Origin of the sequence: Pseudohongiella acticola, assembly GCF_001758195.1 — a bacterium.
GTDB lineage: Bacteria > Pseudomonadota > Gammaproteobacteria > Pseudomonadales > Pseudohongiellaceae > Pseudohongiella > Pseudohongiella acticola.
The window spans coordinates 2,298,586-2,311,394 of the sequence record NZ_MASR01000001.1; the positions used below are offsets into that span (position 1 = coordinate 2,298,586).

The window sequence follows — 12,809 nt, forward strand, 5'->3', positions numbered from 1 at the left end:
ATGACCCTATCCTGAGGATGACAAGATGGCGCAGTTGCTGGAGCAGCAGGGAGTAATTATAACCGGTGGTACGCGCGGTATTGGCAAGGCCATTGCTGAAGCGGTGCTCGCCGAAGGCGGCCGGGTGTTGATCACCGGGCGATCGCAGGCCAGTGTTGACGAAGCGTTGGCTGCCAGCAATCATCCTGAGCTGTTTGGCATGCCTGCCGATGTTGCCAATGAAGAAGACACCGTTGCAGTATTTGCTCGCGCCGTCGAGCTGTTCGGAAAAGTCGACGCCGTGGTCAATAATGCCGGCATCGCGCGTGCAGGCGCGATACAGAACCTGCGCCTGAAAGACTTTCAGATGGTCATGGACACCAATCTCAACGGTGCGTTTCTTTACAGCCGTGAAGCGTTCAGGGTGATGAAAGACACCGGCGGTGGCCGCATCCTCAACATTGGCAGTATCTCCTCCGAGACCCCCCGGTTTGGTTCGGTGCCCTACACCACCAGCAAATTCGGTCTGCAGGGCATGACCCGCGCGCTCGCTATCGAAGGGCGTGAAATTGGCATTATGGTCAGCTGTCTGCACCCGGGCAATGTGCATACCGACATCTGGGACAAGGCGCCCAAATCTGTTGCCGATGAACCCAAAATGGCGGTGAAAGATATCGCCAGGGTTGCCGTACTGATGTTGAGCATGCCACAGAATGCCACCATCATTGATGCCACTGTGCTGGATCCACGGCAGCCGTTTCTGGGCCGTGGCTGAGTTATTCTGGTGGCGGGCCGAATAATATCAGCCTGCCACCAACCGACTAATTAACCATTCATCCGGAGTATGTGCTAATGAATAAATTTCTATTGCGATCGATTTTCGGCGTGGCCACTATTTTCTCCAGCTCATTGCTGGCGCAAAACATCGATCTGGTTGCCAGCGGTGCAGAAATTACATTATTGAAGGATGGGTTTGTATTTACCGAGGGCCCTGCTGCTGATGCTGACGGTAATGTTTATTTCTCGGATATTCCGACCAACACCAATTATGTCTGGACGACTGAAGGTGAGCTGGAGACGTTCAGGGAAAACACCAACCGTACCAATGGTCTGTTCTTCGACCGGGACTGGAACCTGTTTGCTGCCGAAGGTGGCGCAGGTCGCATCACGGCGGTTGATGATCAGGGACAGGCGACGGTGGTTGTCGGCGAACATGATGGTCAGCGTTTCAACAGCCCAAATGATCTCTGGGTTGATGGCAGTGGCGGTATTTATTTCACTGACCCGGTCTACGGTGATGAATCCAGCAACCCACAACCCGGCTACTATGTCTATTACCTGGCTGCAGGTGCTGACGCAGCCGAAGCGATCATTACGGATCTGGTGAAACCAAATGGCATTATTGGTACCCGAGACGGGGAAACACTTTATGTCGCCGACCATGTGGGCAATGCGACCTATGCCTACGACATCTCTGCTCCGGGCGAAGTCAGCAACAGACGCCTGATGGCGAGTCAGGGTTCGGATGGTGTGACGCTCGATGAACACGGCAATCTTTATCTGACCGGTGGCAACGATATCACCGTGTACAGCCCGGCCGGTGAATTGGTAGCAACGCTGACATTTCCGCTGGCGCCTGCCAATATGACTTTTGGCGGGCCGGAAAGAGATATTCTTTATGTGACTGCGCGCAGCAGCCTGTTTGCCCTGCAGATGAATGTTAAGGGCATGTATTAAAAAAGTATCGGCGGAATGTCGTTACTTGAGCTGTTTCGGGCGGAAAAACTGATATTGATTGCGCCCGGCAGCTTTGGCCTGATACATGGCGTGATCAGCCATGGTTACCAACTCTCTGAAATTTTCACCATGTTCCGGCGCCAGTGAAATGCCCATGGACAGGGCCGGAATCACGGTCTCGCTGTGAATGGTAACGGGCCTGGCAACAGCACTGCGGACCTTATCCAGAATCAGTTCCACGTCCTTGCCCTTGGAAATACCTGATAGCAGGATCAGGAACTCGTCACCGGCAATACGGACCAGTCGATCGGACTTGCGCAGTTGGCCGCTGATGGTATTGCCCAGATGGCGCAGCAGCTCATCGCCCAGATCATGACCATGTGAGTCATTAAAGGTCTTGAAGTTGTCCACGTCGACAAAGACCAGGCCTACACCGGCATGCTCCTGCTGGCTGAGTGTCCATAACTCATTAAAGTAGTGTTCCGCCATACGTCGGTTTGGCAGTCCGGTCAGATTGTCATGGTTGGCCAGGTGTTCAGCCTGTAATCTGGAGCGTGTGGCAGCGTCCATTTGCACGTGAAGGGCGTCCAGCAGTGCCAGCAGATCGGCCGCCAGCACGCGGATAATGAAACTGGCAGCCGATAAAATGATGCCATAGTCCACTAACCAACGATAATCGGTTGAGTCTTCCAGCCCGGTGCGCCAGCCATTGTTGGTTGCCCATAAAAGAATCGCCATATACCCAAGCATTGCCGCTAGTGCCAGATAAAACGCTCTCTGGCCCAGCATGATCATTGCAAACAGCAGGGCGACCGGAAAACCTATCAATGCCGAGGAACGCAGACCAACTCCGCCCCACATGGCCTGGGCTGTGCATACAAACATGACAATGAGTGTGAGCGTTGCGGCACTCTGAGCATAGCCTTTACGCAACAGCATCAGCGCTGTAATGAGAGAAAGAATGGAAAACAGAAGGGTAGGGACAACCGTAATCTTGGACTCAGCCAGGTTGAACGGTGTCAGAGCAACGAGCGCAATCAGCACCACAAGGATTGCCTGTTCAAGGCGTTTTTGTCGAATTCGCTGCACCGAGTCTGTGTGTCGTAGCTGCTTGTGTGGCGGGGGTTCATTCATGGAAAAGCTAGGATTTTGCATCCTCAGGTGTCCTGATTTTTTGGTTTGACCGTTAACTACGGACAGAACTATGCAGCGGATCAGCGCAGAAGGCAATCCCCATGTTCCGCCTCCTGCCGTTGTCAGGAGGCGGAAATCGCGGAATTAATGCCGGATCAGGTAATCAAATGCACTTAACGATGACCGTGAGCCCTCGCCCATGGCAATGATAATCTGTTTATAAGGCACATTGGTGACATCACCTGCCGCAAACACACCGGGGATATTGGTCTGCCCCTTGGCATCAATCTCAATCTCGCCGTATTTGCTGGTGGTCACCGTACCCTTGACCCATTCACTGTTAGGTAATAGACCAATCTGCACAAATATGCCTTCCAGCTCGACCGTGTGCAGCTCATCGCTGTTACGATCCTTGTACTCAATGCCTGTCACCTTCTGCTTGTCGCCCACCACCTGAGTGGTTTGTGCCGAGGTAATGACATCCACATTGGGTAGGCTGTGCAACTTGCGCTGCAGTACGTCGTCAGCCTTCAGCGAATCAGCAAACTCGATAACAGTCACGTGTTTAACAATGCCGGCCAGGTCGATGGCGGCTTCAATGCCCGAGTTGCCACCGCCTACCACAGCAACGCGTTTGCCTTTGTACAGTGGTCCATCGCAGTGAGGGCAGTAGGCAACACCTTTGTTGCGATATTCGGTTTCACCGGGCACATTCAGCTCGCGCCAGCGTGCGCCAGTGCTCAGAATGATGGTTTTTGAGCGTAGCGTGGCACCATTATCAAGTCTGATCTCATGCAGGCCACCGGCTTCTTCAGCCGGAATCAGGGCCGATGCCCGTTGAAGGCTCATGATATCGACATCATATTGTTTCACATGCTCTTCCAGCTGACGCACCAGCTTCGGACCTTCGGTTTCCTGTACCGAAACGAAGTTTTCGATACCCATCGTATCCAGCACCTGGCCGCCAAAACGTTCGGCAGCAACGCCAGTGCGAATGCCTTTGCGTGCGGCATAAATGGCTGCCGCAGCACCAGCGGGGCCACCGCCCACGATCAGCACATCAAACGGTTCTTTGCCGTTGATCTTTTCCGCTTCGCGTTCAGTGGCACCGGTATCGATCTTGGCCAGAATTTCGTCCACACCCATGCGTCCCTGGCCAAAGGCTTCACCGTTCAGATACACACTGGGTACTGACATCACCTGGCGTTGCTCAACTTCGTCCTGAAACAATGCACCATCAATGGCAACGTGCTTTATGTTGGGGTTAAGCACTGCCAGCAGATTCAGCGCCTGAACCACATCCGGACAGTTCTGGCATGACAGGGAAAAATAGGTTTCAAACACGAACTCGCCTTTGATGGCCTTGATCTGTTCAATCTTCTCGTCGCTCAGCTTGGGCGGATGACCACCGGTCTGCAGCAGGGCCAGCACCAGTGACGTAAATTCGTGACCCATGGGAATGCCTGCAAAGCGCAGGTGCATGTCAGCGTCCGGGCGTTGCAGAGCGAATGAGGGGCGGCGCTCGTCGTCACCATCTTCGCGTATCGTAATTTTGTCAGTCAGACCCGCGATGTCATGGACAAGGGTGCGCAACTCGTCGGATTTGGCGCTGTCATCCAGCGACGCAACAATCTCGAAAGGACGAGTGACTTTTTCCAGGTAGGTCTTCAACTGGGTTTTCATGTTGGCGTCTAACATCGGGGAAATCCTCTTTTACACGGCTATCCGTTAATAAACTGCGCTCAGTCGGTAATGCTCGGCACACGGTATGGGCGCAAATGACAGGCACAAAAAAGCCCGGACGGTGTTCGCGCCCGGGCCTTCGGGCTGAGATCATGCAAATTTTGCGATCAAAGCAGGTGGATCAGATCTTGCCGACCAGATCCAGAGATGGCGTTAGTGTGGCTTCGCCTTCTTTCCACTTGGCCGGGCATACTTCACCAGGGTGCTTGGCAACGTACTGGGCAGCTTTGATTTTGCGCAGCAGTTCAGAGGCATCACGGCCGATGTTACCGGCAGAAATTTCCATGACCTGAATCACGCCTTCAGGATCGATAATGAAGGTGCCACGCTCAGCCAGGCCAACTTCTTCGATCATGACTTCAAAGTTGCGGCTGATCACGCCCGTGGGGTCGCCCACCATTGGATATTGGATCTTGCCAATGGTTTCGGAGCTGCTGTGCCAGGCTTTGTGGGTAAAGTGGGTGTCGGTGGACACGCTGTACACTTCCACGTCACGGCTCTGCAGCTCGGCATAGTTGTCAGCCAGGTCGCCCAGCTCGGTAGGACACACGAAGGTGAAGTCGGCTGGATAGAAAAATACCACTGACCATTTGCCTTTGAGATCCGCTTCAGTGATTTCCACGAACTCGCCGTTATGGAAAGCAGTTGCTTTAAATGGTTTTACTTCAGTGTTGATCAATGACACGTTAACGCTCCTTTGCCGTGTAGCCGTTCCAGTGTGTGGTTGGCTGATTAATTTAACAGGGCCCATAATAGCGGCGAAGGCTGCTTAGGTAAAATGAAATATATGTTAGACAATGATACATAAAATGTATCATTGGTGGCGACAGCAGTTGGTTGAGTGAGTCTGGTGCTGGCACATGAGCCGGTCTGCCGGCCCCGCTAACAAAATTGATAGAAAAAAACGATTAATTAGCTTGTCACGGTCAGCTAAAGTCACTTAGAAGAAAAGAGTCATTTAAACGAACAGAGTCACGTCAAAGGACCGGGGTCAGTAAAAAATCAGAATCGATATGGCTGCCACAACAACAATGATAAACAGGTAGGCGATCACTTTAGCCGGATCCTCGCGCAACAGGCTGAACAGGGTGTCGGCGGTGCCGGCTGCTCTGTCGGCCTGGTACTGAGCCCGCATGCGCTGCTGGCGCTGTTGCTGGTAGTCATCAAGCAGGCTGCGAGCCTGCGCGTAGTCGGCGTTGTCATGCAGCCAGAGGCCTGGCATGGAGATGCCCCAGTTGCCTGCACTGGTTTCATAAAATGAAATGTCGTGTGCGGTCAGTAGTTCCCGCACTTCAGCAGCTTCGTCATCGGGCACATGACGCAGACGAAATAACAGTTTTGCCATAATTACCTATCAGGAGCAGCAATGGACAAGCGTTTATCAGTGAGGCGATCAATGGACAGTGTAACAGCAATGCCGCTCCGTGGCCGGGCCCGGGTTCAGATTCAGACCCAGGCAGGGGTCATGACACGGGCAAAAGCAACACTGCACAGAATGCTGTGCACCGTTGCGGCGACCCTGACACTGTTTGCCGTCAGCGTGCCGGTCAACGCCGAATCCTCGGTATGGCAGGCAAGCAAAGGCGACGAAACAGTGTTCCTTGGCGGCACCATACATCTGTTACGGGCCCAGGATTATCCATTGCCGGAGGCATATGCCGCCGCTTATGACGCCTCAGACCGATTGTTTTTCGAAATTGATCAAAGCCAGATGGCGGATATGGGCGTGCAGGCGCGCATGATGCAGCGGCTCACCTATCAGGATGAGCGCACGCTGCAGAGTGTGCTTGACGACGAGACCTATGCGGCGTTGGCAGCCTACGCCGAAAACGCAGGCCTGCCGATGGCCATGATGCAGAAGTTCAAACCGGGCATGCTGCTCACGACATTGTCACTGATCGAGTTCCAGAGCCGGGGTTTTACGCCTCAGGGGGTAGATGCCTATTACAGCACACGTGCCATGGGCGACGGTAAAACCCGTGGCGCGCTGGAAACCATTGATGAACAGATCGACATGCTGGCGGGTATGGGAGAAGGCTACGAAAGCGAATTTGTCGCTTATTCGTTGCGGGATCTGGAAACCATTGGCGAGGCCATGGACGAGATGTTGGTGGCGTGGCGCTCGGGCGACCTGGAAGCATTGGAGTCGCAGTTTATCAAGCCCATGCTGGAGGAGGCCCCGGAGTTATACGAGAGTATGCTGGTGGAGCGCAACAACAACTGGATGCCGCAGATCGAAGCCATGTTTGATGAGCCGGGCACCGAATTTGTTCTGGTTGGTGCGGCACACCTGGTCGGTGAGCATGGCGTGTTGGCAATGCTCTCGGATCGTGGTTACGAGGTCAGCAGGGTGGGCGCAGCAGACTAGCGATGGCTCGATTGCGGAGCCGGGCGACTATCGTCCGGCTCCGCAAGACGTGTCAATTTGCAGTTTTGTGACTCAGGATAATCTGGCGCGGACCACGGGTATGCGTCTGGCCGCTGGTGCCCGTTGGAATCTGCTGCACTTTGCCGCCTGATTTTTCGAAGGCCGCCATCTGGCGAGCCAGATCATCTCTGTCACAGACAGGCAGATCTTTCTTGGACTTGGACATAATACTGTCAACCTTGGGGCTTATCATGGAAAGTCCGCCATTATACATGATTTTTGACAGCGCTGTCAGTGCGCCTTGGTTGGCGTGAAGTCCTGACTGAGGGCATGGCTAACAGAGTCGGGCAAGGGATCAACGCGGCAACGGTATGCCGGATGATTGCTGAAGAGTGAGCAGCTAGCCCCCTTGAAGAGTGCGTCTATCATGGCTGGCTGAAACTCAAAACACAGAAAATGCACCGCTGAGGTTTTGCTCGGGACTGATTCTGCCGAGTCATTATTGGCGCTGGCCATGACCGGTTCATGGCCGTCAACCTGGATGCCGACGTGCTGCTCCAGTGCCAGTAGATCGCGCAGGATCTGATGTCGCTGATCCGGATCAGAAACCTCGATCATCAACGTGCATTTGAGATTGGTACCGTCGGGGATGAGTGGATTGTACGCCGCCAATTCCTGCTCAATGGCGTCATCGCCGCGCAGGTTTTCCGCATATACCATCTCCTGAACCTGGTATCTCATGGTCATCATGTCTTCGAAATGCAGCGTCACATGGGGCCCCAGCGCGACCCGGCGATTTTTCTTGTAGTCGATCATGGCCCGGCGCACGGCCGGTCGTTGACGCTGGTATTGATCCGGTGTGCTGATGTCCGCCACCGTCAGTTTGCTGTTGTCAGTCACACGCTTACCCCTGATTACTCTTCCAGCAGCTCCAGTGCTTTCTGAAAACGATTGGCATGAGAGCGCTCCGCTCTGGCCAGCGTTTCCATCCAGTCCGCGATCTCGTCAAAGCCCTCCTCCCGGGCATCTTTTGCCATGCCGGGATACATGTCAGTGTACTCATGCATTTCTCCGGCAATGGCTGACTTGAGGTTGTCGGATGTAGTGCCGATAGGCAGGCCGGTCACCGGATCGCCTGACGCTTCCAGGTACTCAAGATGGCCATGGGCATGCCCGGTTTCGCCCTCGGCTGTGGCCCGAAACAACGCGGAAACATCGTTGTGTCCCTCAATATCGGCTTTCTGGGCAAAATACAGATAGCGGCGGTTCGCCTGTGACTCGGCGGCAAAAGCTGCCTTGAGATTCTGTTCCGTTTTTGAATCTTTTAATGACATCGCTGGATCTCCGGGGTCTGGCGGCAAGGCAAAAACATATAACGCCTGAACATATCTCAGATATTGACGTCATTCTAATGGTTTTTTTCGTCATCTGGCGGGCGCTTAGTCAAACTAAGCGGGGAGACGTATTTCTTCGCCGGAGCAATCTGCTAGAATCGATCATCCTGACAGAGAGAGATCGGTATGACTGACACCAAAACCAAAGCATCACGCACTAAAAAAGCCGACACAAGCGCTGACAAACCTGTTAAAAAAGCCACGCCTGCGGCAAAGGCATCAACGACAAAAACGAGCGCGGCTAAAGCATCGGCAGCAAAAACCAAGAAAGCCGCTGCCGGAAAAGCTGCGCCCGCCGCTTCTGCTGCCAAGAGCGCGACCAAAACCACTGCCAAAGCGGCCGCGCCGGCAAAGAAAGCAGCCCCCAAAACAGCAGCAAAAGCCAAAGCGGCGCCGAAAGCGCCTGCAGCTCCAAAAAAGGCCGCAGCTCCCAAAAAGCCTGCAGCTTCCAAAAAGGCCGCAGCTCCGAAAAAGGCCGCAGCTCCGAAAAAGCCCGCAGCAGCCAAGGCCGCGAAAACGACCAAAGCATCAACGACGGCAGCTAAACCAGCGCCTGCGACCAAGAAAGCGCCTGCTGCCCAAAAAGCACCTGCAGCAAAGAAAGCGCCCGCGGCCAAAGCAGCTCCTGCTGCAAAAAAAGCCCCTGCGGCCAAAGCAGCTCCTGCTGCGAAAAAAGCACCTGCTGCCAAAAAAGCCCCAGCTGCAAAGAAAACTCCGGCGGCCGAGGCCACGAAACCCGCCGAGCAAGCCCCCCGGCAACGAGTTGAAGGCGCCTCCGTCAATTACTCCAGCGTACAGGAACCACCAGCGCACCTGACCATGCGCGTGGACACAAATCGGGTTGTCGCCTTCCATTATCGTTTGTGCGAAGTGCGCCCCGATGGCAACCGCTCGCAATGGCTGGAAGCGTCCTTTGGTCGCCAGCCCTTGCTGTATCTGCACGGCCACGGCAATGTTGTGCCAGGTCTGGAACAGGCCATGGTGGGCAAAAAAGCCGGCGATCGTATCGAAATTACGCTGTCTCCGGAGCAGGCCTATGGGCCACGCACCTCTAACGAGTTGCTGCGTGTTCCCATCAAACATCTGCAGAACGCACCTGAACGCAAACATCTGGTGCCAGGTGCCATTGTCTCGGTTAAAACCAATCGCGGCTTAAAAAATGCGCTGGTGATCAAGGCCGGCAAGTTCAATGTTGACCTGGATACCAATCACCCTTATGCAGGCCGAACGCTTCACTATCAGATTGAAGTGCTGGGTGTGCGTCAGGCAACCGCGGAAGAGGTGGCTCATCGCCACGTACACGGTCCGGGCGGGCATCAGCATTAAGTGTTTAATAAACCAGTATAATGAAAAATAATGAAAAAGGTGGGTTTATGAAAATCAGGAATGAGACAGCAGCCTTGAGTGGAGAAACAGCCTTGAGCGGAGAAACAGCCCTGAGCGGAGAAACAGCCAAGAGCGAGAAAGCAGCCGTCAATGAAGGCCGCAGAACCATGCTGAAAGCCGGCCTGGGCGCGGGTGTCATGGCGGCCAGCGCCGGCTTCCCGTGGCTGGCACTGGCCCAGGGCGAAGAGGTAATACCCTTTCTTGACGTGCCCGAAGGTTACGACCCTGGTCCGCGCCGCCCCGGCATGACCCACATTATTGATACCCGGCAGATCGACAACTTCTACAGTGATGACTTTTACGTGGTGCAACACTACGGTCAGCCCGAGCTTGATGTCAGCAACTACCGCCTGACCATCACCGGTCTGGTGGATCGTCCACTGAGCTTCACCCTGGATGAACTGATGGCGCTGCCTGATCAGTCACTGGACGTCGGCTTTGAGTGCGGTGGAAATGGCAACCGTATGTATCACGGGCTGGTGGGCAATGCACGCTGGCGCGGTATCAATCTGAAAGCGCTGCTGGAGCGCGCTGGCGTTCAGGAGAACGGACGCGAGGTGGTCTTTTTTGGTGGCGATATCGGCCAGGAAGAAATTCGTGGACGCGAGGTCGACAAGGCCTTTGCCCGCAGCCTGTCGTTGGAAGATGCCATGCGCGAAGACAATATGCTGGCCTTTGAAATGAACGGAGAGCCGCTGGCAGTGCATCATGGGCGACCACTGCGACTGCTGGTACCCGGCTTCTATGGTGTCGCCAACGTCAAATGGTTAACCCAGATTCATGTCCAGGACACACGCTACATGGGCCGCTTCATGGGACGTGATTACGTGACCCTGAAAAAAACCATGGTCGGCGATCAGGAGCGCTGGGTGGAAAACTCGGTGGCACGCATGAACCTGAAGTCGGTCATTGCCCGCGTTACCCGCCTTGGTAACAGTCACCGTATCAGTGGTTTTGCCCTGAATGACGGCACACCGTTGCGCAGCATTGAGGTTCGTGTTGATGATGGCCCCTGGCAGCAGGCGCAGATAGATCCACAGGCGTCGACCTATAGCTGGAAGCCGTTTCATTTCGATTGGCAGGGTGCCACCCCGGGTGAACATACGGTGGTCTCACGGGTCACCGACATTAACGGCAATACGCAGGCAGTGACTGCCGATCTGCCCGAGCGGGTCAGTTACTGGGAAGAGTTTGGGCAGTTCCCGCGCCGCATCATGATTGGTGCCTGATAAGAGTAGTGGTCTATGAAAACATATCTGGTACTGACGCTGATCGGCAACGATCAACCCGGGCTGGTTGAGTCGCTGGCACAGATTGTTGCTCAGCATCAGGGCAATTGGCTGGAAAGCAATATGTCCCGGCTGGCCGGCAAATTCGCCGGCATTCTGCGCGTCAGCGTGGACGAGGATAAATCGGACGCTCTGGTCTCGGCACTGGATGCCCTGTCACCGCGATTGAAGCTGATCGTTGAGCACTCAGCGCAGCCCGAAGCGGATCAGCCCCAGCGCAGCCTGCGTCTGAGTCTGGTGGGCAACGACCGGCCGGGTATCATTCGTGATATTTCAGGTGCGCTGGCGCGTCAGAAGGTGAATGTAGACGACCTGGATACCGAGTGTGTGCCGGCACCCATGTCGTCGGATATTCTGTTCCGCGCCGAGGCGGTGCTGCATATCCCCGCCGATCTGGATATCGAGGCGTTGCGCGCCGAGCTGGAGCGACTGGCCGACGACCTGATCGTGGATCTCAACCTGATCGCAGACTGATAATGCGCCAGCCCTGTTCTCGGGCATGCTGGCGCAAGCGCTCATCGGGATCAACTGCCACGGCCTCGCCCACGACTTCCAACAACGGAATATCATTAAACGAATCACTGTAAAAAACCGCGTTCTGCATGGACAGCGAGGCGTCATTGTGGGTGTCCAGCCAAGATTGGAGTTTGCCTATTTTACCGGCCTGAAAGCAGGGTTTGCCGTCGATTTTGCCTGTCAGGACGCCTGCGGTGTGAGCCAGGTCCGTGGCTATCAGGTGCTCTATGCCCAGCCTGTCGGCGATCGGTCCGGTAATGAAGCGGTTGGTCGCGGTAACGATCAGGCAGATGTCCCCTGCCGCTTTATGGTCATCAATCAGTTTCTGCGCGCTGGCCTGCAGCATCGGTTCAACAAATTCGGTCATGAAAGCGGCGTGCAGCTCCGTCAGACGGGTGACCGGCAGGCCCACGACCGGCGCGATGGCAAATTCACAGTACTCATTCATGTCCAGCACGCCCTGCTTGTATTGCTGATAAAAGGCGTCGTTGCGTTGTCGGTGCGCCTCGGCATCAACCAGGCCGGCATGGCACAGATATTCCCCCCAGGCGTGGTCGCTGTCGCCTGCCAGCAGCGTGTTGTCGAGGTCAAAAATCGCCAGTTTTGTCATGAAGTCAGTCCCTGCTATCGGCATTGGTGGGGTAAGCGGGTCGGCATTATAACCTGAGACGGGCGCTTTTTTGCCGAACGAAATTGTGAAACAATGCAGAGTGGACATCGCGCGACTGTTCTGTCACTGGGTAATACGGGAATCAATGAGACACCAACATGATTGATGCTGAAGGCTTCAGACCCAATGTCGGTATCATCATCTGTAATCCCAGAGGGCAGGTGTTATGGGCCAAGCGTATCGGACAGGATGCCTGGCAGTTTCCGCAAGGCGGGATTCGTCAGGGTGAACGTTTGCAGCAGGCGATGTACAGGGAATTAAAAGAAGAAGTCGGGCTTGAGGCCAGGGACGTGGAAATTCTCTCCAGCACACGGGACTGGCTGTACTACCAGTTACCCCGGCACTATATCCGGCAGAACTCCAACCCGGTGTGTATCGGTCAAAAACAGAAATGGTTTTTGCTGAGGCTGCGAGGAGAAGAGTCGCGTATTTGTCTGGCCAATCAGAACATGACGCCGGAGTTCGATGACTGGCAGTGGGTCAGTTTCTGGTATCCACTTAGTCAGGTGATTGATTTTAAAAGAGAAGTCTATCGCCAGGCATTAAAACAGCTGGTCAAGCCCCTGAACCGGTACATTAACTCGTGAGATGCT

The 12,809-nt window shown here is 54.8% G+C and carries 16 protein-coding genes; 7 read left to right on the forward strand and 9 right to left on the reverse strand.

The window, feature by feature from the left end; all coding sequences use genetic code 11:
- Nucleotides 1-25 precede the first annotated feature (25 nt).
- Nucleotides 26-754, forward strand: a complete 729-nt coding sequence (locus PHACT_RS09800; protein ID WP_070117466.1) for an SDR family oxidoreductase — start codon at nt 26-28, stop codon at nt 752-754.
- A gap of 77 nt (nt 755-831) precedes the next feature.
- Nucleotides 832-1,716 (forward strand): SMP-30/gluconolactonase/LRE family protein, encoded by an 885-nt coding sequence (locus tag PHACT_RS09805; protein WP_070117468.1) that lies wholly within the window; start codon nt 832-834, stop codon nt 1,714-1,716.
- A 21-nt stretch (nt 1,717-1,737) separates the two neighbouring features.
- Here the strand turns inward: PHACT_RS09805 and PHACT_RS09810 are convergent, their stop codons facing one another.
- From PHACT_RS09810 to PHACT_RS09825, 4 genes are all read right to left on the reverse strand, one after another.
- Complete coding sequence (locus PHACT_RS09810) at nt 1,738-2,871, reverse strand: GGDEF domain-containing protein (protein WP_083264494.1); 1,134 nt, start codon at nt 2,869-2,871, stop codon at nt 1,738-1,740.
- Between the two features lie 123 nt (nt 2,872-2,994).
- On the reverse strand, nt 2,995-4,548 hold the full coding sequence (gene ahpF / locus PHACT_RS09815) for an alkyl hydroperoxide reductase subunit F (protein WP_070117472.1): 1,554 nt from the start codon (nt 4,546-4,548) through the stop codon (nt 2,995-2,997).
- A gap of 166 nt (nt 4,549-4,714) precedes the next feature.
- Nucleotides 4,715-5,278: an alkyl hydroperoxide reductase subunit C gene (gene ahpC, locus PHACT_RS09820; protein ID WP_070117474.1), complete on the reverse strand. Its 564-nt coding sequence runs from the start codon at nt 5,276-5,278 to the stop codon at nt 4,715-4,717.
- Between the two features lie 306 nt (nt 5,279-5,584).
- On the reverse strand, nt 5,585-5,938 hold the full coding sequence (locus tag PHACT_RS09825; RefSeq protein ID WP_070117475.1) for a DUF6164 family protein: 354 nt from the start codon (nt 5,936-5,938) through the stop codon (nt 5,585-5,587).
- 51 nt (nt 5,939-5,989) lie between these two features.
- Here PHACT_RS09825 and PHACT_RS09830 point away from each other — a divergent pair, with 51 nt between their 5' ends.
- A complete protein-coding gene (locus tag PHACT_RS09830; protein WP_169819435.1) occupies nt 5,990-6,961 on the forward strand; it encodes a TraB/GumN family protein in 972 nt (323 codons plus the stop codon).
- A gap of 52 nt (nt 6,962-7,013) precedes the next feature.
- Here PHACT_RS09830 and PHACT_RS16335 read toward each other — a convergent pair whose 3' ends face one another.
- The 4 genes from PHACT_RS16335 to PHACT_RS16435 all read right to left on the reverse strand — a co-directional run bounded on the left by PHACT_RS16335 (nt 7,014) and on the right by PHACT_RS16435 (nt 9,086).
- The gene (locus tag PHACT_RS16335) at nt 7,014-7,187 is read right to left on the reverse strand and encodes a hypothetical protein (protein WP_169819436.1); all 174 of its coding nucleotides are present in this window, start codon (nt 7,185-7,187) and stop codon (nt 7,014-7,016) included.
- A 65-nt stretch (nt 7,188-7,252) separates the two neighbouring features.
- A complete protein-coding gene (locus PHACT_RS09840) occupies nt 7,253-7,861 on the reverse strand; it encodes a DUF3501 family protein (protein ID WP_070117480.1) in 609 nt (202 codons plus the stop codon).
- A gap of 14 nt (nt 7,862-7,875) precedes the next feature.
- The gene (locus tag PHACT_RS09845; RefSeq protein WP_070117482.1) at nt 7,876-8,295 is read right to left on the reverse strand and encodes a rubrerythrin family protein; all 420 of its coding nucleotides are present in this window, start codon (nt 8,293-8,295) and stop codon (nt 7,876-7,878) included.
- A 152-nt stretch (nt 8,296-8,447) separates the two neighbouring features.
- Nucleotides 8,448-9,086, reverse strand: a complete 639-nt coding sequence (locus PHACT_RS16435; protein WP_211284390.1) for a hypothetical protein — start codon at nt 9,084-9,086, stop codon at nt 8,448-8,450.
- An 88-nt stretch (nt 9,087-9,174) separates the two neighbouring features.
- Between PHACT_RS16435 and PHACT_RS09855 the strand changes: the two genes are divergently transcribed.
- From PHACT_RS09855 to PHACT_RS09865, 3 genes are read left to right on the forward strand one after another with little or no spacing between them, the layout of a single operon-like run.
- The gene (locus PHACT_RS09855; protein ID WP_070117486.1) at nt 9,175-9,681 is read left to right on the forward strand and encodes an FKBP-type peptidyl-prolyl cis-trans isomerase; all 507 of its coding nucleotides are present in this window, start codon (nt 9,175-9,177) and stop codon (nt 9,679-9,681) included.
- 47 nt (nt 9,682-9,728) lie between these two features.
- Complete coding sequence (locus PHACT_RS09860; protein ID WP_169819437.1) at nt 9,729-10,970, forward strand: sulfite oxidase; 1,242 nt, start codon at nt 9,729-9,731, stop codon at nt 10,968-10,970.
- 15 nt (nt 10,971-10,985) lie between these two features.
- The gene (locus PHACT_RS09865; protein ID WP_070117488.1) at nt 10,986-11,504 is read left to right on the forward strand and encodes a glycine cleavage system protein R; all 519 of its coding nucleotides are present in this window, start codon (nt 10,986-10,988) and stop codon (nt 11,502-11,504) included.
- Here the strand turns inward: PHACT_RS09865 and PHACT_RS09870 are convergent.
- Nucleotides 11,485-12,156 carry a histidinol-phosphatase gene (locus PHACT_RS09870; RefSeq protein WP_070117490.1) on the reverse strand — a complete coding sequence of 224 codons (672 nt, stop codon included), beginning with the start codon at nt 12,154-12,156 and terminating at the stop codon, nt 11,485-11,487. The two genes, PHACT_RS09865 and PHACT_RS09870, sit on opposite strands and share 20 nt — an antisense overlap.
- A gap of 158 nt (nt 12,157-12,314) precedes the next feature.
- On the opposite strand from PHACT_RS09870, the gene rppH reads away from it, so the two are divergent.
- Nucleotides 12,315-12,803, forward strand: coding sequence for an RNA pyrophosphohydrolase (rppH, locus tag PHACT_RS09875; RefSeq protein ID WP_070117492.1), 489 nt, complete (start codon nt 12,315-12,317; stop codon nt 12,801-12,803).
- Nucleotides 12,804-12,809 lie beyond the last annotated feature (6 nt).